This window comes from Streptomyces sp. NPDC048734 (genome assembly GCF_043198675.1).
Lineage (GTDB): Bacteria > Actinomycetota > Actinomycetes > Streptomycetales > Streptomycetaceae > Streptomyces.
The window spans coordinates 481526-495096 of sequence record NZ_JBICUZ010000001.1 but is presented as its reverse complement, the minus strand read 5'-3'; the positions used below and the strand labels follow the sequence as shown (position 1 = coordinate 495096).

Below are 13571 nucleotides of genomic sequence, written 5' to 3'. Positions count from 1 at the left end.
CACGGCCGGTCGGCCGTTGACCGGATCGGGTACCGGGCCGGGCGGCTCAGGTGGTGCTTTCGGGCCGGGGCTTCTTCTGCCAGGGATAGCTGGGACGCGGCCCCGGCGGGGTGATGGCGGGCCGGGCGGGGGTCTCTTCCGGACGCGCGCCGGGCGTCTCCGACCAGGTCTGACCTCCGGACGCACGGTCGGCCGCAGGCGCCTCGGGCCAGGAGGACGACGCCTGCGCCGGTGCCGGGTCGTCCGCGGTGGTCCAGTGACGCAGGGCGCCGGCCTCGACGTCGATCTGTGCGTGGAGGGTGTCCAGGTCGTCGTCGGCGAAGCGGTGGGCCCGGTCGCGGGCGGCCCAGCGCAGCGAGTCGGCCGACGACGTGATCCGCCCGGTGCGCTCGCGCAGCGACGGCAGCCGCTCGGCGAGGGTGGTCCGGTCGGGCTCGGCCTCCAGTCGTTTGAGTTCGTCGTCCAGTTCGCGCCCGTGCCCGCTGAGGCGTGCGAAGAGGGCGAGGGACTCCTTCAGGGACTCGTCCTCGGCGACGCCGGCCTGAAGCGCCTCCTGGGTGGCCCGCATCGAGGTCCGCAGCTTGAGGCGGAGCTGGGCGATCTCGCCGGCCGGACCGGGCTGGGCGAAGGACTTGGCCCGCAGGGTGTGGTCCTCGACGGTACGGCGGGCCTGGGTGATGGTGCGGTCGACGCCGCGCTTGGCGGCACCGACGACCTTGACCGTCGCGTAGGCCCCCACCGCCAGGAAGAGCACGAAAAGCAGGGCAAGGATCGCGATCACTGCTTCCACGAGCTCCTCCTCCGGTCCGACACGGCACACCGCGCGCCGCTCTTCAACGGTAAACGCAACGGGCAGGCGCGGAGTTCCGCCAGAACCCCGAACCTGCCCGTAGGGGACTACCCCGAGGCAAGAGCCGACCGGAGCCGCACGCAGCGGCGCCCCTCGGAGGCCGACCGGAGCCGCACGCACGGGGCGCCCCCGCACACCGGCCCCGGCCGCACGCCCTCAGCGACGCTCGGACGCCGATCCCGGCCGCCCCCACCCCTGTTCGTCAGGCCGGCACGATGTTGACCAGCTTCGGCGCCCGCACGATCACCTTGCGGATCCCGGCGCCGCCCAGCGCGTTGACGACGTTCTCGTCGGCCAGCGCCACCTTCTCCAGCTCCTCGTCGGAGATGGCCGGCGACACCTCCAGACGCGCCTTGACCTTGCCCTTGATCTGCACCACGCAGGTCACGGTCTCGTCCACGACGTACGCCGGGTCGGCCACGGGGAAGTCCTGGTGGACGACGGAGTCGGTGTGACCCAGTTTGCGCCACAGCTCCTCGGCGATGTGCGGGGCCAGCGGCGCGACCAGCAGCACCAGGGCCTCGGCGACGCTGCGCGACAGCGGGCCGCCTGCCTTGGTCAGGTGGTTGTTCAGCTCGGTGACCTTGGCGATGGCGGTGTTGAAGCGCATGCCCTCCAGGTCCTGGCGCACACCGTCGATGGCCTTGTGCAGGGCACGCAGGGTGTCCTCGTCCGGCTCGGTGTCGACGACGGTGATCTCACCGGTCGCCTCGTCCACGACGTTGCGCCACAGTCGCTGGAGCAGCCGGAACTGGCCCACCACCGCGCGCGTGTCCCACGGCCGCGAGACGTCCAGCGGGCCCATCGCCATCTCGTACAGGCGCAGGGTGTCGGCGCCGTACTCGGCACAGATCTCGTCCGGAGTGACCGCGTTCTTCAGGGACTTGCCCATCTTGCCCAGCAGCCGGGAGACCTTCTCGCCCTGGTGGTGGTACGCCCCGTCGCGCTCCTCCACCTCGACGGCCGGTACGGCGATGCCACGGCTGTCACGGTAGACGTAGGCCTGGATCATGCCCTGGTTGAACAGCTTGTGGAACGGCTCCGCGGACGAGACGTGGCCCAGGTCGAACAGGACCTTGGACCAGAAGCGGGCGTACAGCAGGTGCAGCACGGCGTGCTCGGCACCGCCGACGTACAGGTCGACCCCGCCGTGCGGCTGCCCCGCGCGCGGGCCCATCCAGTACTGCTCGATCTCGGGGTCGACCAGCTTCTCGGAGTTGTGCGGATCCAGGTAACGCAGTTCGTACCAGCAGGAACCGGCCCAGTTGGGCATGGTGTTGGTCTCGCGGCGGTACTTGCGCGGACCGCGGCCGTCGCCCAGGTCCAGGGTGACGTCGACCCAGTCCTCGTTGCGCGACAGCGGCGTCTCGGGCTGGGTGTCGGCGTCGTCCGGGTCGAAGGTGCGGGGCGAGTAGTCCTCGACCTCGGGCAGCTCCAGCGGCAGCATCGACTCGGGCAGCGCGTGGGCGATGCCGTCCTCGTCGTAGACGATCGGGAAGGGCTCGCCCCAGTAGCGTTGGCGGCTGAACAGCCAGTCACGCAGCCGGAAGTTGACCGTGCCCGCGCCGACGCCGGACCGCTCCAGCCACTCGGTGATGCGCTCCTTGGCCTCGGCGACACCCAGGCCGTCCAGGGAGACCTGGTCGTTCGACGAGTTGATGATCTTCGCGTCGTAGGAGGCGAAGGCGTCCTCCCACGTGGAGGTGTCGGTGCCGCGGCCGTCGGTGGGCTCGACGATGCACTGGATCGGCAGCTCGAAGGCGCGCGCGAACTCGAAGTCGCGCTGGTCGCCGGCCGGGACGGCCATGATCGCGCCGGTGCCGTAGCCCATCAGGACGTAGTCGGCGATGAAGACGGGGACCCGCTCGCCGTTGACCGGGTTGGTCGCGTACGCGCCGATGAAGACGCCGGTCTTGTCCTTGGCCTCGGCCTGCCGCTCGACGTCGGACTTGGAGGCGGCCTGCGCGCGGTACGCGGCGACGGCCTCGGCCGGGGTCGCGTGGCCCCCGGTCCACACGTCGTGCGTGCCCTCGGGCCAGGCGTCCGGGGTGAACTTCTCGACCAGCGGGTGCTCGGGGGCCAGCACCATGTAGGTCGCGCCGAACAGGGTGTCGGGACGCGTGGTGAAGACGGTGATGCGCTCGCCGTCGATCGGGAAGTCGACGCGGGCGCCCTCCGAGCGGCCGATCCAGTTGCGCTGCTGGAGCTTGATGGCCTCGGGCCAGTCCAGCGCGTCCAGGTCGTCGAGCAGCCGGTCGGCGTAGGCGGTGATGCGCATGTTCCACTGGCGCAGCTTGGCCTTGAAGACCGGGTAGTTGCCGCGCTCGGAGCGGCCGTCGGCGGTGACTTCCTCGTTGGCCAGCACGGTGCCCAGGCCGGGGCACCAGTTGACGGGCGCGTCGGAGGCGTAGGCCAGGCGGTACTCGCTCAGGACGTCCGCGCGCTCCGCCTCGCTCAGCTCGTCCCAGGAGCGGTCGCCGGGCACGCCTCGCTCACCGGACTCGAACCGGGCGACCAGCTCGGCGATCGGGCGGGCCTTCTTCGCCTCGTCGTCGTACCAGGAGTTGAAGATCTGCAGGAAGATCCACTGGGTCCACTTGTAGTAGTCCGGGTCGATCGTGGCGAACGACCGGCGCTTGTCGTGGCCCAGGCCCAGCCTGCGCAGCTGGGACTTCATGTTGCCGATGGCGGCTTCGGTGGTGATCCGGGGGTGCTCGCCGGTCTGCACGGCGTGCTGCTCGGCCGGCAGGCCGAAGGCGTCGAAGCCGAGGGTGTGCAGGACGTTGTGGCCCGTCATCCGCTGGTAGCGGGCGAAGACGTCGGTCGCGATGTAGCCCAGGGGGTGGCCGACGTGCAGGCCCGCACCCGAGGGATACGGGAACATGTCCATGATGAACTTCTTGGGCCGGGCGACGACCGCGGGGTCGCCCGCCAGGTCACCCTTCGGGTTCGGTGCCGCGTACGTGCCGTCGGCGTCCCAGACGTCCTGCCAGCGTGCCTCGATGTCGGCCGCCATGGCGGCCGTGTACCGGTGCGGCGCGGCCACCTCGGCGGTGGCGGCGGGGTTCGTCTCGCTCATGTCCTCAAAGCTCCATCGATCGTCTCTGCCAGCGGTTGCCACTCGGGAAACGAAAAATCCCCTCGCACAGGAGGGGACGCCGCGCCGATTCCGAACCGTCCGGTTCTCCGGCGTTCGGGACTGATCAGCGCGGCTCGCTAAGCAGAAGGCGTACGGCACGCATGGCCTCAGGGTACCGCAGGGCTTGAGCAAGCCGCGACGCGCTTGCGTATGCCTGGTCGACACGTACGTACCACGCCGCATCCGAACCAAGGTCAGGGATTACTTCGCGTAACAGCCACTAAGGGACATCGCCGTGGCCGCATTGTCCTTTGATAACAGCGCAATAACTCAAACCTCGTACCCATCGGTATGGCGCCCACTTAGAGTTCGGCATCGGGACCGCTTTCCCGAAACTGCTCGGAGTTGCCCCCATGAACCCTCTTCGTAGTAACAGCTCGCTCCCCCAGCCGGGCCGGTCGGCCTACGGGGTGGCGTCCGCCGTCGTCCTGCTCCTCATACCCGTGGTCGTCCTGGTCGGAGGTGACCAGTTCCGCGAGTTCCTGAACTTCGGCGCGGGCGTGCTGTCCCTCGTCTCGCTCAGCTGCTCGGTGATCTGGGGCCTGGTCGCCCAGGACCGGATCTTCCTCAACACGCGCCAGCGGCTCATCGGCCAGGCCGTGCACCGGACGACGGCGGTCGCCTCGATCGCGTTCCTGCTGCTGCACATCACCACGAAGATCGCGCTGGACCACACCCAGTTCATCGCCGCGATCATCCCGTTCTCGCTCGGCGTCACCGGGGCCGCCGGCCTGATCGGCCTCGGCTCGCTGGCCGGACTGCTGATGATCTTCGTGGGCATCACCGGCGCGCTGCGCAGCCGGTTCGCCTCGCCCGCCCCGGTGGCCGCCCGCTGGCGGGCCATGCACATGCTGGCCTACCCGGCCTGGTGCGCCGCGCTGATCCACGGACTCTACGCGGGTCGCGCGGCCAAACCGATCTTCACCATCCTCTACAGCCTGTGCCTGCTGGGCGTCATGGCCGCCCTCGCCCTGCGTTCCGCACCCCGCCCCTTCAAGCGCCAGGTCGCCGACCGCATCGCCGCGGTCCTGGGCACCGACGAGCCGGTCGGCCGTGACGCCCTGGACGCGAGCCGGGCACGGATGGCCGAGTCCCAGTCGCTGCCGGGTTACGAGGGCCGCCCCGGCCGGGGAGCGGACACGGCGGGCTCCGGACGCGGGACGCCACCGTCGTCGCCCCTGTTCGACACGCCCGCACCCGAGCCGGCGAACGGCTTCGCGGCCGCCTACCGTGCCGTCTCCACGCCCCCGCGCGCGGAGCAGTCGTTCACGTCCGGCCAGACCGCGCGCATGGACCTGCCGTTCGACCTGCAGGCCACCGAGGCCGTCCCGCGCGTGGACAGCGGCGGCAGCACCTCCGGCAGCTGGCCGGTCCCGTCCCCGCCGCCGGTCGGCGAGGCCCCGCAGTCGGTCTACGACCCCCTCCAGGACACGGGATTCACCATCCCGGTCTATGGCAATCCGGGCACCGGCGGGTACGGCGGGAGTGATATGTACGACACCGGTGAGACAAACACCCGGTATGACGCGTACAACCCGAACGACACGTACAACAGCGGTCCCGCCGATGAACCATCCCCCGGGGCGTCCTTCGACGCGCCGGGTTCGGGCGAACCTTGGAACATGCCTTCCGGAGGCTATAGGTGAACGAGGCCCTGCCCGACGTCCCGGAAGTCCGCGTGGTCGGCCTTCCGCAGCTCACGTCGGGCTTCGACCTTGTCGAGAGACTCGACCTGCCCATGCACCTGAAGGTGCACGGGCCGCTCGAACCCATGGGCGGGGAGAAGCTCGCGCAGCTCTCGGAACGCATCAACCTCAAGGGCCGGGGCGGCGCGGGCTTCCCCTTCCACAAGAAGCTGCGTTCCGTCGCCGACGCGGCGATCAAGCGAGGCGTCCGGCCGGTCGTCGTCGTCAACGGCAGCGAGGACGAACCGGCCTGCCGCAAGGACACGGTCCTGATCAACCGTGCCCCGCACCTCATCCTGGACGGCGCGCTGCTGGTCGCGGAGGCGCTGGGCGCCCGCACGCTCGTGGTGGCGGTCACCCGCGAATCGACCCAGCGCTCCATGGAGGCCGCGCTGGCCGAGCGCGGCCTCAGCAACGGCCGCCGCTCGGCGCTGAAGGCGTTCGTCCAGCGCAACCCGATCCGCATGGTCACCGGCGCGGCCGCGTCCGTGATCCGCTCCATCGACGGCGGCCCGGCGATCCCGCCCGGCCGCAAGGTCAGCGCCTCGCAGAACGGCGTCGGCGGCGCCCCGACCCTGCTGTCCAACGCCGAGACGTTCGCCCAGCTGGCCATCGGCGCCCGCATCGGCCCCGAGCGCTACGGCAACACCGGCCTGTACGACGAGCCGGGCACCGTCATGCTGACGGTCTCCGGCGCGGTCGCCCGCCCGATGGTGATCGAGGTCCCCACGGGGGTCCCGCTGCGCTACGTCCTCCAGCTGGCCGGCGCCCCGCCGGTCCCGCAGGGTGTGCTGACCGGCGGTTATCACGGCAAGTGGATCGACGCGGCGACGGTCAACGAGGCGGTCGTCTCCCGCAACTCCCTGGACGCGGTGGGCGGCGCGCTCGGCGCCGGCGCGATCCTGCCGATCAGCCAGGAGACCTGCCCGCTCGGCGAGTCGCTGCGCGTGGCCCAGTGGCTGGCCGAGGAGAGCGCGGGACAGTGCGGTCCCTGCTACCTCGGCCTGCCGGCCGCCGCCCGCGGCCTGGAGGACATCATCAACGGCGGCGGACCGGCCGCCCTGGAGGCCCTCAAGCAGGTCGCCAAGAACGTCAAGCGGCGCGGTGCCTGCTCGCACCCGGACGGCTCCGCGATGTTCCTGGAGTCGACCATCAAGGCGTTCACGGACGACCTCGCGGCCCATGTCCTCGGCAATGGCTGCGGACGGCCCGTGGAGGGCGTTCTGCCGCTCTTCGAGGGCGGCATGGCGCCTGCGGGCATCTCGGCCGGCGGAGCGTCCGAGGACGCCGGCGACAGCCGTCAGAAGATCTTCGTGGACTGGACCCTGTGCCGCGGTCACGGCCTGTGCGCGGACATCCTCCCGGAGGTCTTCCAGCTCGGCGCCGACGGCTTCCCGACGGTCGCGCAGGCCAAGGTGCCGCGTTACGCGGAGGCGAAGGCGCTGCGCGCGGTGCGCCGTTGTCCGGCGCTAGCCCTGCGCATCGAGGAGGACACGCGCGCGAAGGAGCCTTCCCGCAACCTTCCGGTCCTCTCCCAGGGCCGCGGCCGCCGCGCCCTGGGCCGCTGACCGGCACCGCGCGCCCGTCGCCGCGGCGACACCGAGAGGGGTCGCCCGGCGGAGCGCGGCCCCTCGGCCCGTTTTCCACCGCACGCGCGTGTGTCCCACCGCACGCACACGTGAGAACGCAAAAAAGATCCCGCCGGGTCTTTCGATCCGGCGGGATCCACTGTGGAGCTAAGGAGAATTGAACTCCTGACCTCCTGCATGCCATGCAGGCGCTCTACCAACTGAGCTATAGCCCCTTGCTTTGTCCGCCGGGCTTCCCTGGCGGCGACGCCAACATTACACGGTCCGGGGGGTACACCACCAAATCGTTTCCGTTCTGCCCGTTTTTGCCCGGAATGAGGCTTCAGGCGGTGACGAACGAGTAGAACCGCTTGAGCGTGCAGTGCTCTTCGAGGAGCCGGCCGTAGATCGGCTCGCCCTCCAGCTCCCGATAGGTCTCGATCGGGTCGCCCTTTATGATCAGCGCCCGCGCGCATTCCTCGCACCAGTACTGGTAGTCGGGATTGACCGGCTCCATGTCGCGGACGATCGGGGTGCCACTGCCGCACCAGTCGCACTTTCGCCTGTGGGCACCCATCGATCAGCTCCAGCTGTGGCCGCAGGCCGTGCACACGTAGGAGATCCCGCCGTTGTCACCGAGGACCTGTGCCACGAAAGCGGAACCGCAGGAAGGGCAGCCGAGCCGGGTGGCCGTGTCCCGTGTCACCGCTGCTCCGGAGAGGTGGCCGCCCTCTCCGAGGATGCTCGCAGGCATCGCAACTCCCTCCCGTCGGGCCGCGCCCCCTTCCGGCCGTTTGATTCTGCCACGGCCGGGCCGATACGGTCAGCGACGCCTCAGTACCAGTCCGGACACGGCACCCAGCGCGGCCGTCGCGGCAAGCGCGAACACGCATGTGAGCAGCGCTTGCGAAGAGGTATACGCCGCCAGGCCCCCGAGTGACTCAAGCCGGTCGAAGAAGAGTGCGCCGAAGGCCGCGACCCCGGCCAGCTGCCCGAGCTGCGTGACCGTGGCCAGCAGCCCGCCGGCGTCCGCCGCGTCCTCGGGTCGTACGGCGGCCAGGGCCCGGGTGAGCGTGGGACTGAACGCCAGCGCGAGCCCCGCTCCCACTCCGGCGTACGCCGGATACAGCCACGCGCCCCCGTGGCCACCGCTCCTTGGGGCCGGAGGCCCAGGGCATCATCGACGCCCTCGCGCCCCGGCCCGCGGTGGTCTACAACTCGCGCTACGACATCCTGGCCGCCGACGCGGTGTACGAGGACCTGTTCCTGACCCCGACACGGGCAGCTGCCGGGACGCCGGCCAACGCGCTGCGGGCGCTGTTCACGGTGGCCGAGGAGGACTGCCCGCTGCTGTTCCGGGAGACGGAGCTGCCGGTGATGGTGGCGACCCTGCGAGCGTCGTACGGCCTGCATGCCGGGGAGCCCGTCTGGGAGGACTTCATACGCGCGCTGTCGGTGGCTAGCCCGCTGTTCGCGCGGCTGCGGGAGTCCGGTGACGTGGCGCAGCCGGGCCGCCGCGTGAAGGTCTTCCGGCACCCCGCGGTGGGCGAGCTGCGGATGACGTCCATGTCGCTGTCGATCAACGGGATGCCGGAGTGCCGCATCGTGGTCTACACACCGGAGGACGAGGAGACGGCGCGGCGGGCGGAGGCGCTGCGCGGGCAATGAAAAATCCCGCCCCCTGAGGGACGGGATCTTCCCGAAACCGATCCTTGACAACTCAACAGAGTGTCGATCAGTGGAGCTAAGGAGAATTGAACTCCTGACCTCCTGCATGCCATGCAGGCGCTCTACCAACTGAGCTATAGCCCCTTGCGTTCTTCCCGCTCGGCGGGGCGAACAAGAAGAACTTTAGCCTGCGACCTGCCGGAAAGTGAAATCCGGGTCCGGTCCGCCCCGAGGTGCTCAGTCGTCGTCGCCGAGGACCGGCTCCGGCAGGGTGCCGGCGTTGTGCTCGAGGAGCCGCCAGCCGCGGGCGCCCTCACCGAGGACCGACCAGCAGCAGTTGGAGAGGCCGCCGAGGCTCTCCCAGTTGCGCGCCTCCAGGCCGAGCAGGCGGCCGATGGTGGTGCGGATCGTGCCGCCGTGGCTGACCACGACGAGCGTGCCGTCCTCGGGCAGCTTCTCGGCGTGCCGCAGCACGACGGGGGCGGAGCGGTCGGCCACCTCCGTCTCCAGTTCGCCGCCGCCGCGGCGGACGGGCTCGCCGCGCTTCCACGCGGTGTACTCGTCACCGAACCGGGAGACGATCTCCTCGTGCGTCAGTCCCTGCCAGACGCCCGCGTACGTCTCCCGCAGGGCCTCGTCGTGGGTCACCTCGAGGCCGGTGAGCGCGGCCAGCTCGGCGGCCGTGTTCGCGGCCCGCCTCAGGTCCGAGGCGATGATCGCGTCGGGCTTGAGGGAGGCCAGCAGCCTGGCGGACCGGCGGGCCTGGGCCACACCGGTCTCGGTCAGCGGGACGTCCGTGGTGCCCTGGAAGCGGCGTTCCACGTTCCACAGGGTCTGGCCGTGCCGCCAGAGGATGACGCGCCGGCCGCGGCCCGGCGTCCGGCCGGCCGCGGCTTCGGCACCAGGTGGGGTCGTCACCAGTCGCCCCCCGGCTCGGCGGCGTCCTGGGCGGCCTGCAGTTCGGCGTGCTCCTGGGCCTTGCCCCGGGTCGCCCGGGCGTCGGCGGGCAGCTCCAGCTCGGGGCAGTCCTTCCACAGCCGCTCCAGGGCGTAGAAGACGCGCTCCTCGCTGTGCTGGACGTGCACGACGATGTCGACGTAGTCGAGCAGGACCCAGCGGGCCTCGCGGTCGCCCTCGCGGCGGACCGGCTTGGCGCCGAGTTCCTTCTGCAGGCGCTCCTCGATCTCGTCGACGATCGACTTGACCTGGCGGTCGTTGGGGGCGGAGGCCAGCAGGAAGGCGTCCGTGATCGACAGCACGTCGCTGACGTCGTAGGCGATGATGTCGTGCGCGAGCTTGTCGGCGGCCGCCTGGGCGGCGGTCCGGATGAGCTCGATGGAGCGGTCTGTGGCGGTCACTGCGTGGCTTTCCGTCGGCGGTCGTTTGACCTCAAGGGTCTCACGGCCGCCGACGGCACCCCACGTGAATACACCGGGCCCGGCGTGACCGGGGGCCACTTCCGTGGCGGGCCCCCGGTCCGGGCCCCGGCTACGACGACGAGGGCTCGTAGTCCTTGCCGAGGACGACCATGACGTCCGCGTTCTCGGGGACCGTGCCCTTCGCGACGACGGTGTCGGGCAGGCCCAGGGTCTTGGCGACCTCGGTGGCGTTCTCCTTGTCGGCGGCGTCCGCGTAGAGCACCTCGGACGTGGCCGCGGTGCCGCCCGGGGCCGTGCCGCCGTCCAGGAAGGTGAAGCCGCCGTTGAGGAGGACCACGCGCGCGTCCTCGGTGGTGGCCTTGGCTCCGTCGGCGTTCTGCACGGAGACGCTGACCGCCGCGTCCTTGTCGGGACTCTTCGCGGTTCCGCCCAGGACGTCCTTGACCACGCCGGCACTGGCCTCGGCGCTGAGCGTGCCGTCGGCCTGCACCGGCAGGAGGGCGGTCTTGTAGTCGCCGCCCTTGGCGAGATCGGCGAGGCCCGCGAGAAAGGCGCCGAGGTCCTTGTCGGTGAGCGAGGGGTCGAGGATCTGCGCCAGGGTCTGCACGGTGACGGTGGCGCCCTGCGGGTCGGAGGACACCTTGCGCAGCACGGCCTGCATGACCTGCCCGAACCGCTCCAGCTGGGCGTTCTGGGACTCGCCCTCGGCGCGGTAGGTGGCGTAGGCGACGGCCATCTTGCCGCTGAGGGTCTGACCCTCGCCCTTGCTGACGAGCGGGGCCTGGCCCTTCTTCCCGGCGGCCGGGTCCGGCACGGCGGTGTCGGTGTCCACCTCGATGTTGCCGACGAGGTCGACGAGGTTCTGCAGGTAGGGGGTGTCCAGCCGCCAGGTGCCCTGGATCTCGGTGCCGAGGACGGTGTCCAGCGACTCGCGCGTCCCTGCGGAGCCGTCGCCGTCGACGGACTTCGCGAGGGTCGTCGTGGTGCCGTCGTCGGTGGTGACGACGAGGGAGTTGGGCAGCAGGACGGTGGTGCCCTGCTCGGTGGTGGTGTTGTCGACCAGCAGGACCGTGGAGGTGCCGCCCCGGGCGGTGTCGTGCAGGTGGACCACGATCACGTCGCGCTTCTGGGCGGCGGGGGCGGCCGTGGCGCCGGCCTTGGAGTCGTCGGACGACGACAGTCCGGGCAGTTTCCCGGCGTACCAGAGGTAGCCCACTCCGCCGACCGCGGTCAGCGCGAGGACGACGGCCAGGGCGACCAGGCGGCTGCGGGCGCGGCGCTTGGCCTCCTCGCGGCGCTCGGTGCGGTTCTCGGTGAAGTTCAGCCAGTCGATGACGTCCTCGGAGTCCTGGTCGGGATCTTCGACGAACGCGAACTGCTCGGTGTGGTAATCCCGTTGGGGCCGTGCGGAGGCGTCCGGCTCCTCCTCGGTCTCCGCCGGTCCGGCCTGCTGCGGGATGTGGGCGGTCTGTTCGGCGGCCCGCGGCTGCTGCCCGCCGGCGGCCGTCTGCCCGTAGGGGTCGTACGGGGTCGCGGTCCCGCCGGCCTGCTGCGTGCCGGTGCCGGTGCCGGTGCCGGTGCCGGTGCCGGTGCCGGTGCCGGTGCCGTAGGGATCGTGGACGGGAGCCTGACGGCCGGTGTCGTACGGGTCGTCGTACGCGGGCGCGGCCTGCTGCTGACCGGTGCCGTACGGGTCGTACGCGGGCGCGGCCTGCTGCTGACCGGTGCCGTAGGGGTCGTAGGCCGGTCGCTGCCCCTCGCCCTGGGCGTACGGGTCGTAGCCGTAGCCCTGCTGCTGCCCGTACGGGTCGTAGGCCTGCTGCTGCGGGACCTGCCGGTACACCGGCCGGCCGTACTCGTCATAGCCGACGAGTTCGTACGGGGTCTCCCCGTAGCCCGCGTCGTTTCGGTCGTTCACCGGTGCCCCTCTCGGCTCACTCGCCGCGGTACAGCTCGCGCTTGTCGATGTAGCGCACGACGCCGTCCGGCACCAGATACCAGACGGGGTCGCCCTTGGCGACTCTCGCGCGGCAGTCCGTGGAGGAGATGGCCAGTGCGGGGACCTCGACGAGGGAGACGCCGCCCTCGGGGAGGCCGGGGTCGGCCAGGTTGTGGCCGGGCCGGGTGACACCGATGAAGTGGGCGAGGGAGAACAGTTCCTCGCTGTCCCGCCAGGTCAGGATCTGGCCCAGGGCGTCCGCGCCCGTGATGAAGAAGAGGTCCGTGTCGGGGTTGAGGGACCGCAGGTCGCGCAGGGTGTCCACGGTGTAGGTGGGGCCGCCGCGGTCGATGTCGATGCGGCTGACCGAGAACTGCGGGTTCTCGGCGGTCGCGATGACCGTCATCAGATAGCGGTCCTCGGCCAGGGAGACCCTGCGGTGGCTCTTCTGCCACGGCTCGCCGGTCGGGACGAACACGACCTCGTCCAGGTGGAACTGCGCGGCGACCTCACTGGCCGCCACGAGGTGCCCGTGGTGGATCGGGTCGAAGGTCCCGCCCATGACGCCGAGGCGGCGCTTGCCCGGCTTCGACGGGCTGTTCGACGGACCGGTAGGCATGTCCTGCTCTCCCATGCGTGCAGACCCTACCGGCCCGTCCCGAGGACACGGTTCGACCGATGTCCGAAGCGCCCCGCTATGAACACGGTGGTCTCAGCGGTCGCGGTTGAAGAGGGTGGTGACCCACAGCAGGAGCATCAGGATCAGGAAGGCGGCACCACCGGTGACCAGGGGGCTCAGGCTCTCGTGGTTGCCACCGTGTTGCTCGCCCTCGGCGGCGAGAGTGACCAACTGGGCGGCTGCGCTGTGGAAGCTCATCTTCGGCAGGACCTATCCGATGGAGGGCGGGATAAAGATGTCGGCCCATCGTAAGCGGGCGCCTCGGCACGCCACACGCCGACTCCGCCGTTGGGGAGGCCGGTCGCCCGCGGGCACCGACAGCGGTGGCTGCGGGGGCAGTTCCGGGGGGAGGCGGACACGGGGTGGGAAGTGCGGGGGAACCTTCCCGACGGCTCAGTCGTCTTTCCGCTTGTAGCCCCGCAACAGGAACCAGGCTGTCAGCACGCACCCCAGCACCATCACGATCAGTACGACCCGGAGCAGGTACCCCGGACCCTGCTGCTGCGCGGCGCCGGCGGCCTGCGCGATCCAGGCGGCGGTGGGGGTGTGCTCCATGGCGCGGGACTCCTTCGGTGTGGTGCCCGTCCACCGTGACTCCGCCTGGGACGGGCCCTGTTTCGAGGGCGCAAAGGGCTGCACAAAGGTCCGCAAAGGACCACACGTA

At 70.8% G+C, this 13571-nt stretch carries 13 protein-coding genes, 2 tRNA genes and 1 pseudogene; 3 read left to right on the top strand and 13 right to left on the bottom strand.

The window, feature by feature from the left end; genetic code table 11:
- Positions 1–46: 46 nt before the first annotated feature.
- The gene (locus ACGFQC_RS02150; RefSeq protein WP_363088210.1) at positions 47–790 is read right to left on the bottom strand and encodes a hypothetical protein; all 744 of its coding nucleotides are present in this window, start codon (positions 788–790) and stop codon (positions 47–49) included.
- 262 nt (positions 791–1052) lie between these two features.
- Positions 1053–3929 carry a leucine--tRNA ligase gene (gene leuS / locus ACGFQC_RS02145; protein ID WP_363088211.1) on the bottom strand — a complete coding sequence of 959 codons (2877 nt, stop codon included), beginning with the start codon at positions 3927–3929 and terminating at the stop codon, positions 1053–1055.
- 413 nt (positions 3930–4342) lie between these two features.
- On the opposite strand from leuS, the gene ACGFQC_RS02140 reads away from it, so the two are divergent.
- Positions 4343–5635 (top strand): cytochrome b/b6 domain-containing protein, encoded by a 1293-nt coding sequence (locus ACGFQC_RS02140; protein ID WP_363088212.1) that lies wholly within the window; start codon positions 4343–4345, stop codon positions 5633–5635.
- Positions 5632–7242: an NADH-ubiquinone oxidoreductase-F iron-sulfur binding region domain-containing protein gene (locus ACGFQC_RS02135; RefSeq protein ID WP_363088213.1), complete on the top strand. Its 1611-nt coding sequence runs from the start codon at positions 5632–5634 to the stop codon at positions 7240–7242. The genes ACGFQC_RS02140 and ACGFQC_RS02135 overlap by 4 nt, the downstream gene beginning before the upstream one ends.
- A 163-nt stretch (positions 7243–7405) precedes the next feature.
- Here ACGFQC_RS02135 and ACGFQC_RS02130 read toward each other — a convergent pair.
- The 4 genes and pseudogenes from ACGFQC_RS02130 to ACGFQC_RS02115 all read right to left on the bottom strand — a co-directional run.
- Positions 7406–7478 (bottom strand) — tRNA-Ala (locus tag ACGFQC_RS02130).
- A gap of 107 nt (positions 7479–7585) precedes the next feature.
- The gene (locus tag ACGFQC_RS02125) at positions 7586–7819 is read right to left on the bottom strand and encodes a hypothetical protein (protein ID WP_003976229.1); all 234 of its coding nucleotides are present in this window, start codon (positions 7817–7819) and stop codon (positions 7586–7588) included.
- A gap of 3 nt (positions 7820–7822) precedes the next feature.
- Positions 7823–7996 carry a hypothetical protein gene (locus ACGFQC_RS02120; protein WP_363088214.1) on the bottom strand — a complete coding sequence of 58 codons (174 nt, stop codon included), beginning with the start codon at positions 7994–7996 and terminating at the stop codon, positions 7823–7825.
- Positions 7997–8065: 69 nt separating this feature from the next.
- Positions 8066–8398 (bottom strand): annotated as a pseudogene (locus tag ACGFQC_RS02115) (MFS transporter); the annotation flags it as partial.
- On the opposite strand from ACGFQC_RS02115, the gene ACGFQC_RS02110 reads away from it, so the two are divergent.
- Positions 8398–8910 (top strand): hypothetical protein, encoded by a 513-nt coding sequence (locus ACGFQC_RS02110; RefSeq protein WP_393287543.1) that lies wholly within the window; start codon positions 8398–8400, stop codon positions 8908–8910. The pseudogene ACGFQC_RS02115 and the gene ACGFQC_RS02110 sit on opposite strands and share 1 nt — an antisense overlap.
- 71 nt (positions 8911–8981) lie before the next feature.
- Here ACGFQC_RS02110 and ACGFQC_RS02105 read toward each other — a convergent pair.
- From ACGFQC_RS02105 to ACGFQC_RS02075, 7 genes are all read right to left on the bottom strand, one after another.
- Positions 8982–9054, bottom strand: a tRNA-Ala gene (locus ACGFQC_RS02105).
- Between the two features lie 93 nt (positions 9055–9147).
- Complete coding sequence (locus ACGFQC_RS02100; protein WP_363088215.1) at positions 9148–9828, bottom strand: histidine phosphatase family protein; 681 nt, start codon at positions 9826–9828, stop codon at positions 9148–9150.
- Positions 9825–10268 carry a ribosome silencing factor gene (rsfS, locus tag ACGFQC_RS02095; protein ID WP_363088216.1) on the bottom strand — a complete coding sequence of 148 codons (444 nt, stop codon included), beginning with the start codon at positions 10266–10268 and terminating at the stop codon, positions 9825–9827. Before rsfS ends, ACGFQC_RS02100 begins: the two co-directional genes overlap by 4 nt.
- Positions 10269–10398: 130 nt before the next feature.
- A complete protein-coding gene (locus ACGFQC_RS02090; RefSeq protein ID WP_363088217.1) occupies positions 10399–12207 on the bottom strand; it encodes an LCP family protein in 1809 nt (602 codons plus the stop codon).
- A gap of 16 nt (positions 12208–12223) precedes the next feature.
- Positions 12224–12862 carry a nicotinate-nucleotide adenylyltransferase gene (gene nadD / locus ACGFQC_RS02085; RefSeq protein ID WP_363088218.1) on the bottom strand — a complete coding sequence of 213 codons (639 nt, stop codon included), beginning with the start codon at positions 12860–12862 and terminating at the stop codon, positions 12224–12226.
- Positions 12863–12940: 78 nt separating this feature from the next.
- A complete protein-coding gene (locus tag ACGFQC_RS02080; protein WP_363088219.1) occupies positions 12941–13105 on the bottom strand; it encodes a hypothetical protein in 165 nt (54 codons plus the stop codon).
- 195 nt (positions 13106–13300) lie between these two features.
- Positions 13301–13462, bottom strand: a complete 162-nt coding sequence (locus ACGFQC_RS02075) for a hypothetical protein (protein WP_363088220.1) — start codon at positions 13460–13462, stop codon at positions 13301–13303.
- Between the last annotated feature and the right edge of the window lie 109 nt (positions 13463–13571).

What these genes read in the sequence shown, in the direction of transcription:
- ACGFQC_RS02140 (WP_363088212.1), top strand. Translation starts at nt 4,343, where the DNA reads ATGAACCCTCTTCGTAGTAACAGCTCGCTCCCCCAGCCGGGCCGGTCG.
- nadD (WP_363088218.1), bottom strand. Translation starts at nt 12,862, where the DNA reads ATGGGAGAGCAGGACATGCCTACCGGTCCGTCGAACAGCCCGTCGAAG.
- ACGFQC_RS02125 (WP_003976229.1), bottom strand. Translation starts at nt 7,819, where the DNA reads ATGGGTGCCCACAGGCGAAAGTGCGACTGGTGCGGCAGTGGCACCCCG.
- leuS (WP_363088211.1), bottom strand. Translation starts at nt 3,929, where the DNA reads ATGAGCGAGACGAACCCCGCCGCCACCGCCGAGGTGGCCGCGCCGCAC.
- ACGFQC_RS02075 (WP_363088220.1), bottom strand. Translation starts at nt 13,462, where the DNA reads ATGGAGCACACCCCCACCGCCGCCTGGATCGCGCAGGCCGCCGGCGCC.
- ACGFQC_RS02120 (WP_363088214.1), bottom strand. Translation starts at nt 7,996, where the DNA reads ATGCCTGCGAGCATCCTCGGAGAGGGCGGCCACCTCTCCGGAGCAGCG.
- ACGFQC_RS02080 (WP_363088219.1), bottom strand. Translation starts at nt 13,105, where the DNA reads ATGAGCTTCCACAGCGCAGCCGCCCAGTTGGTCACTCTCGCCGCCGAG.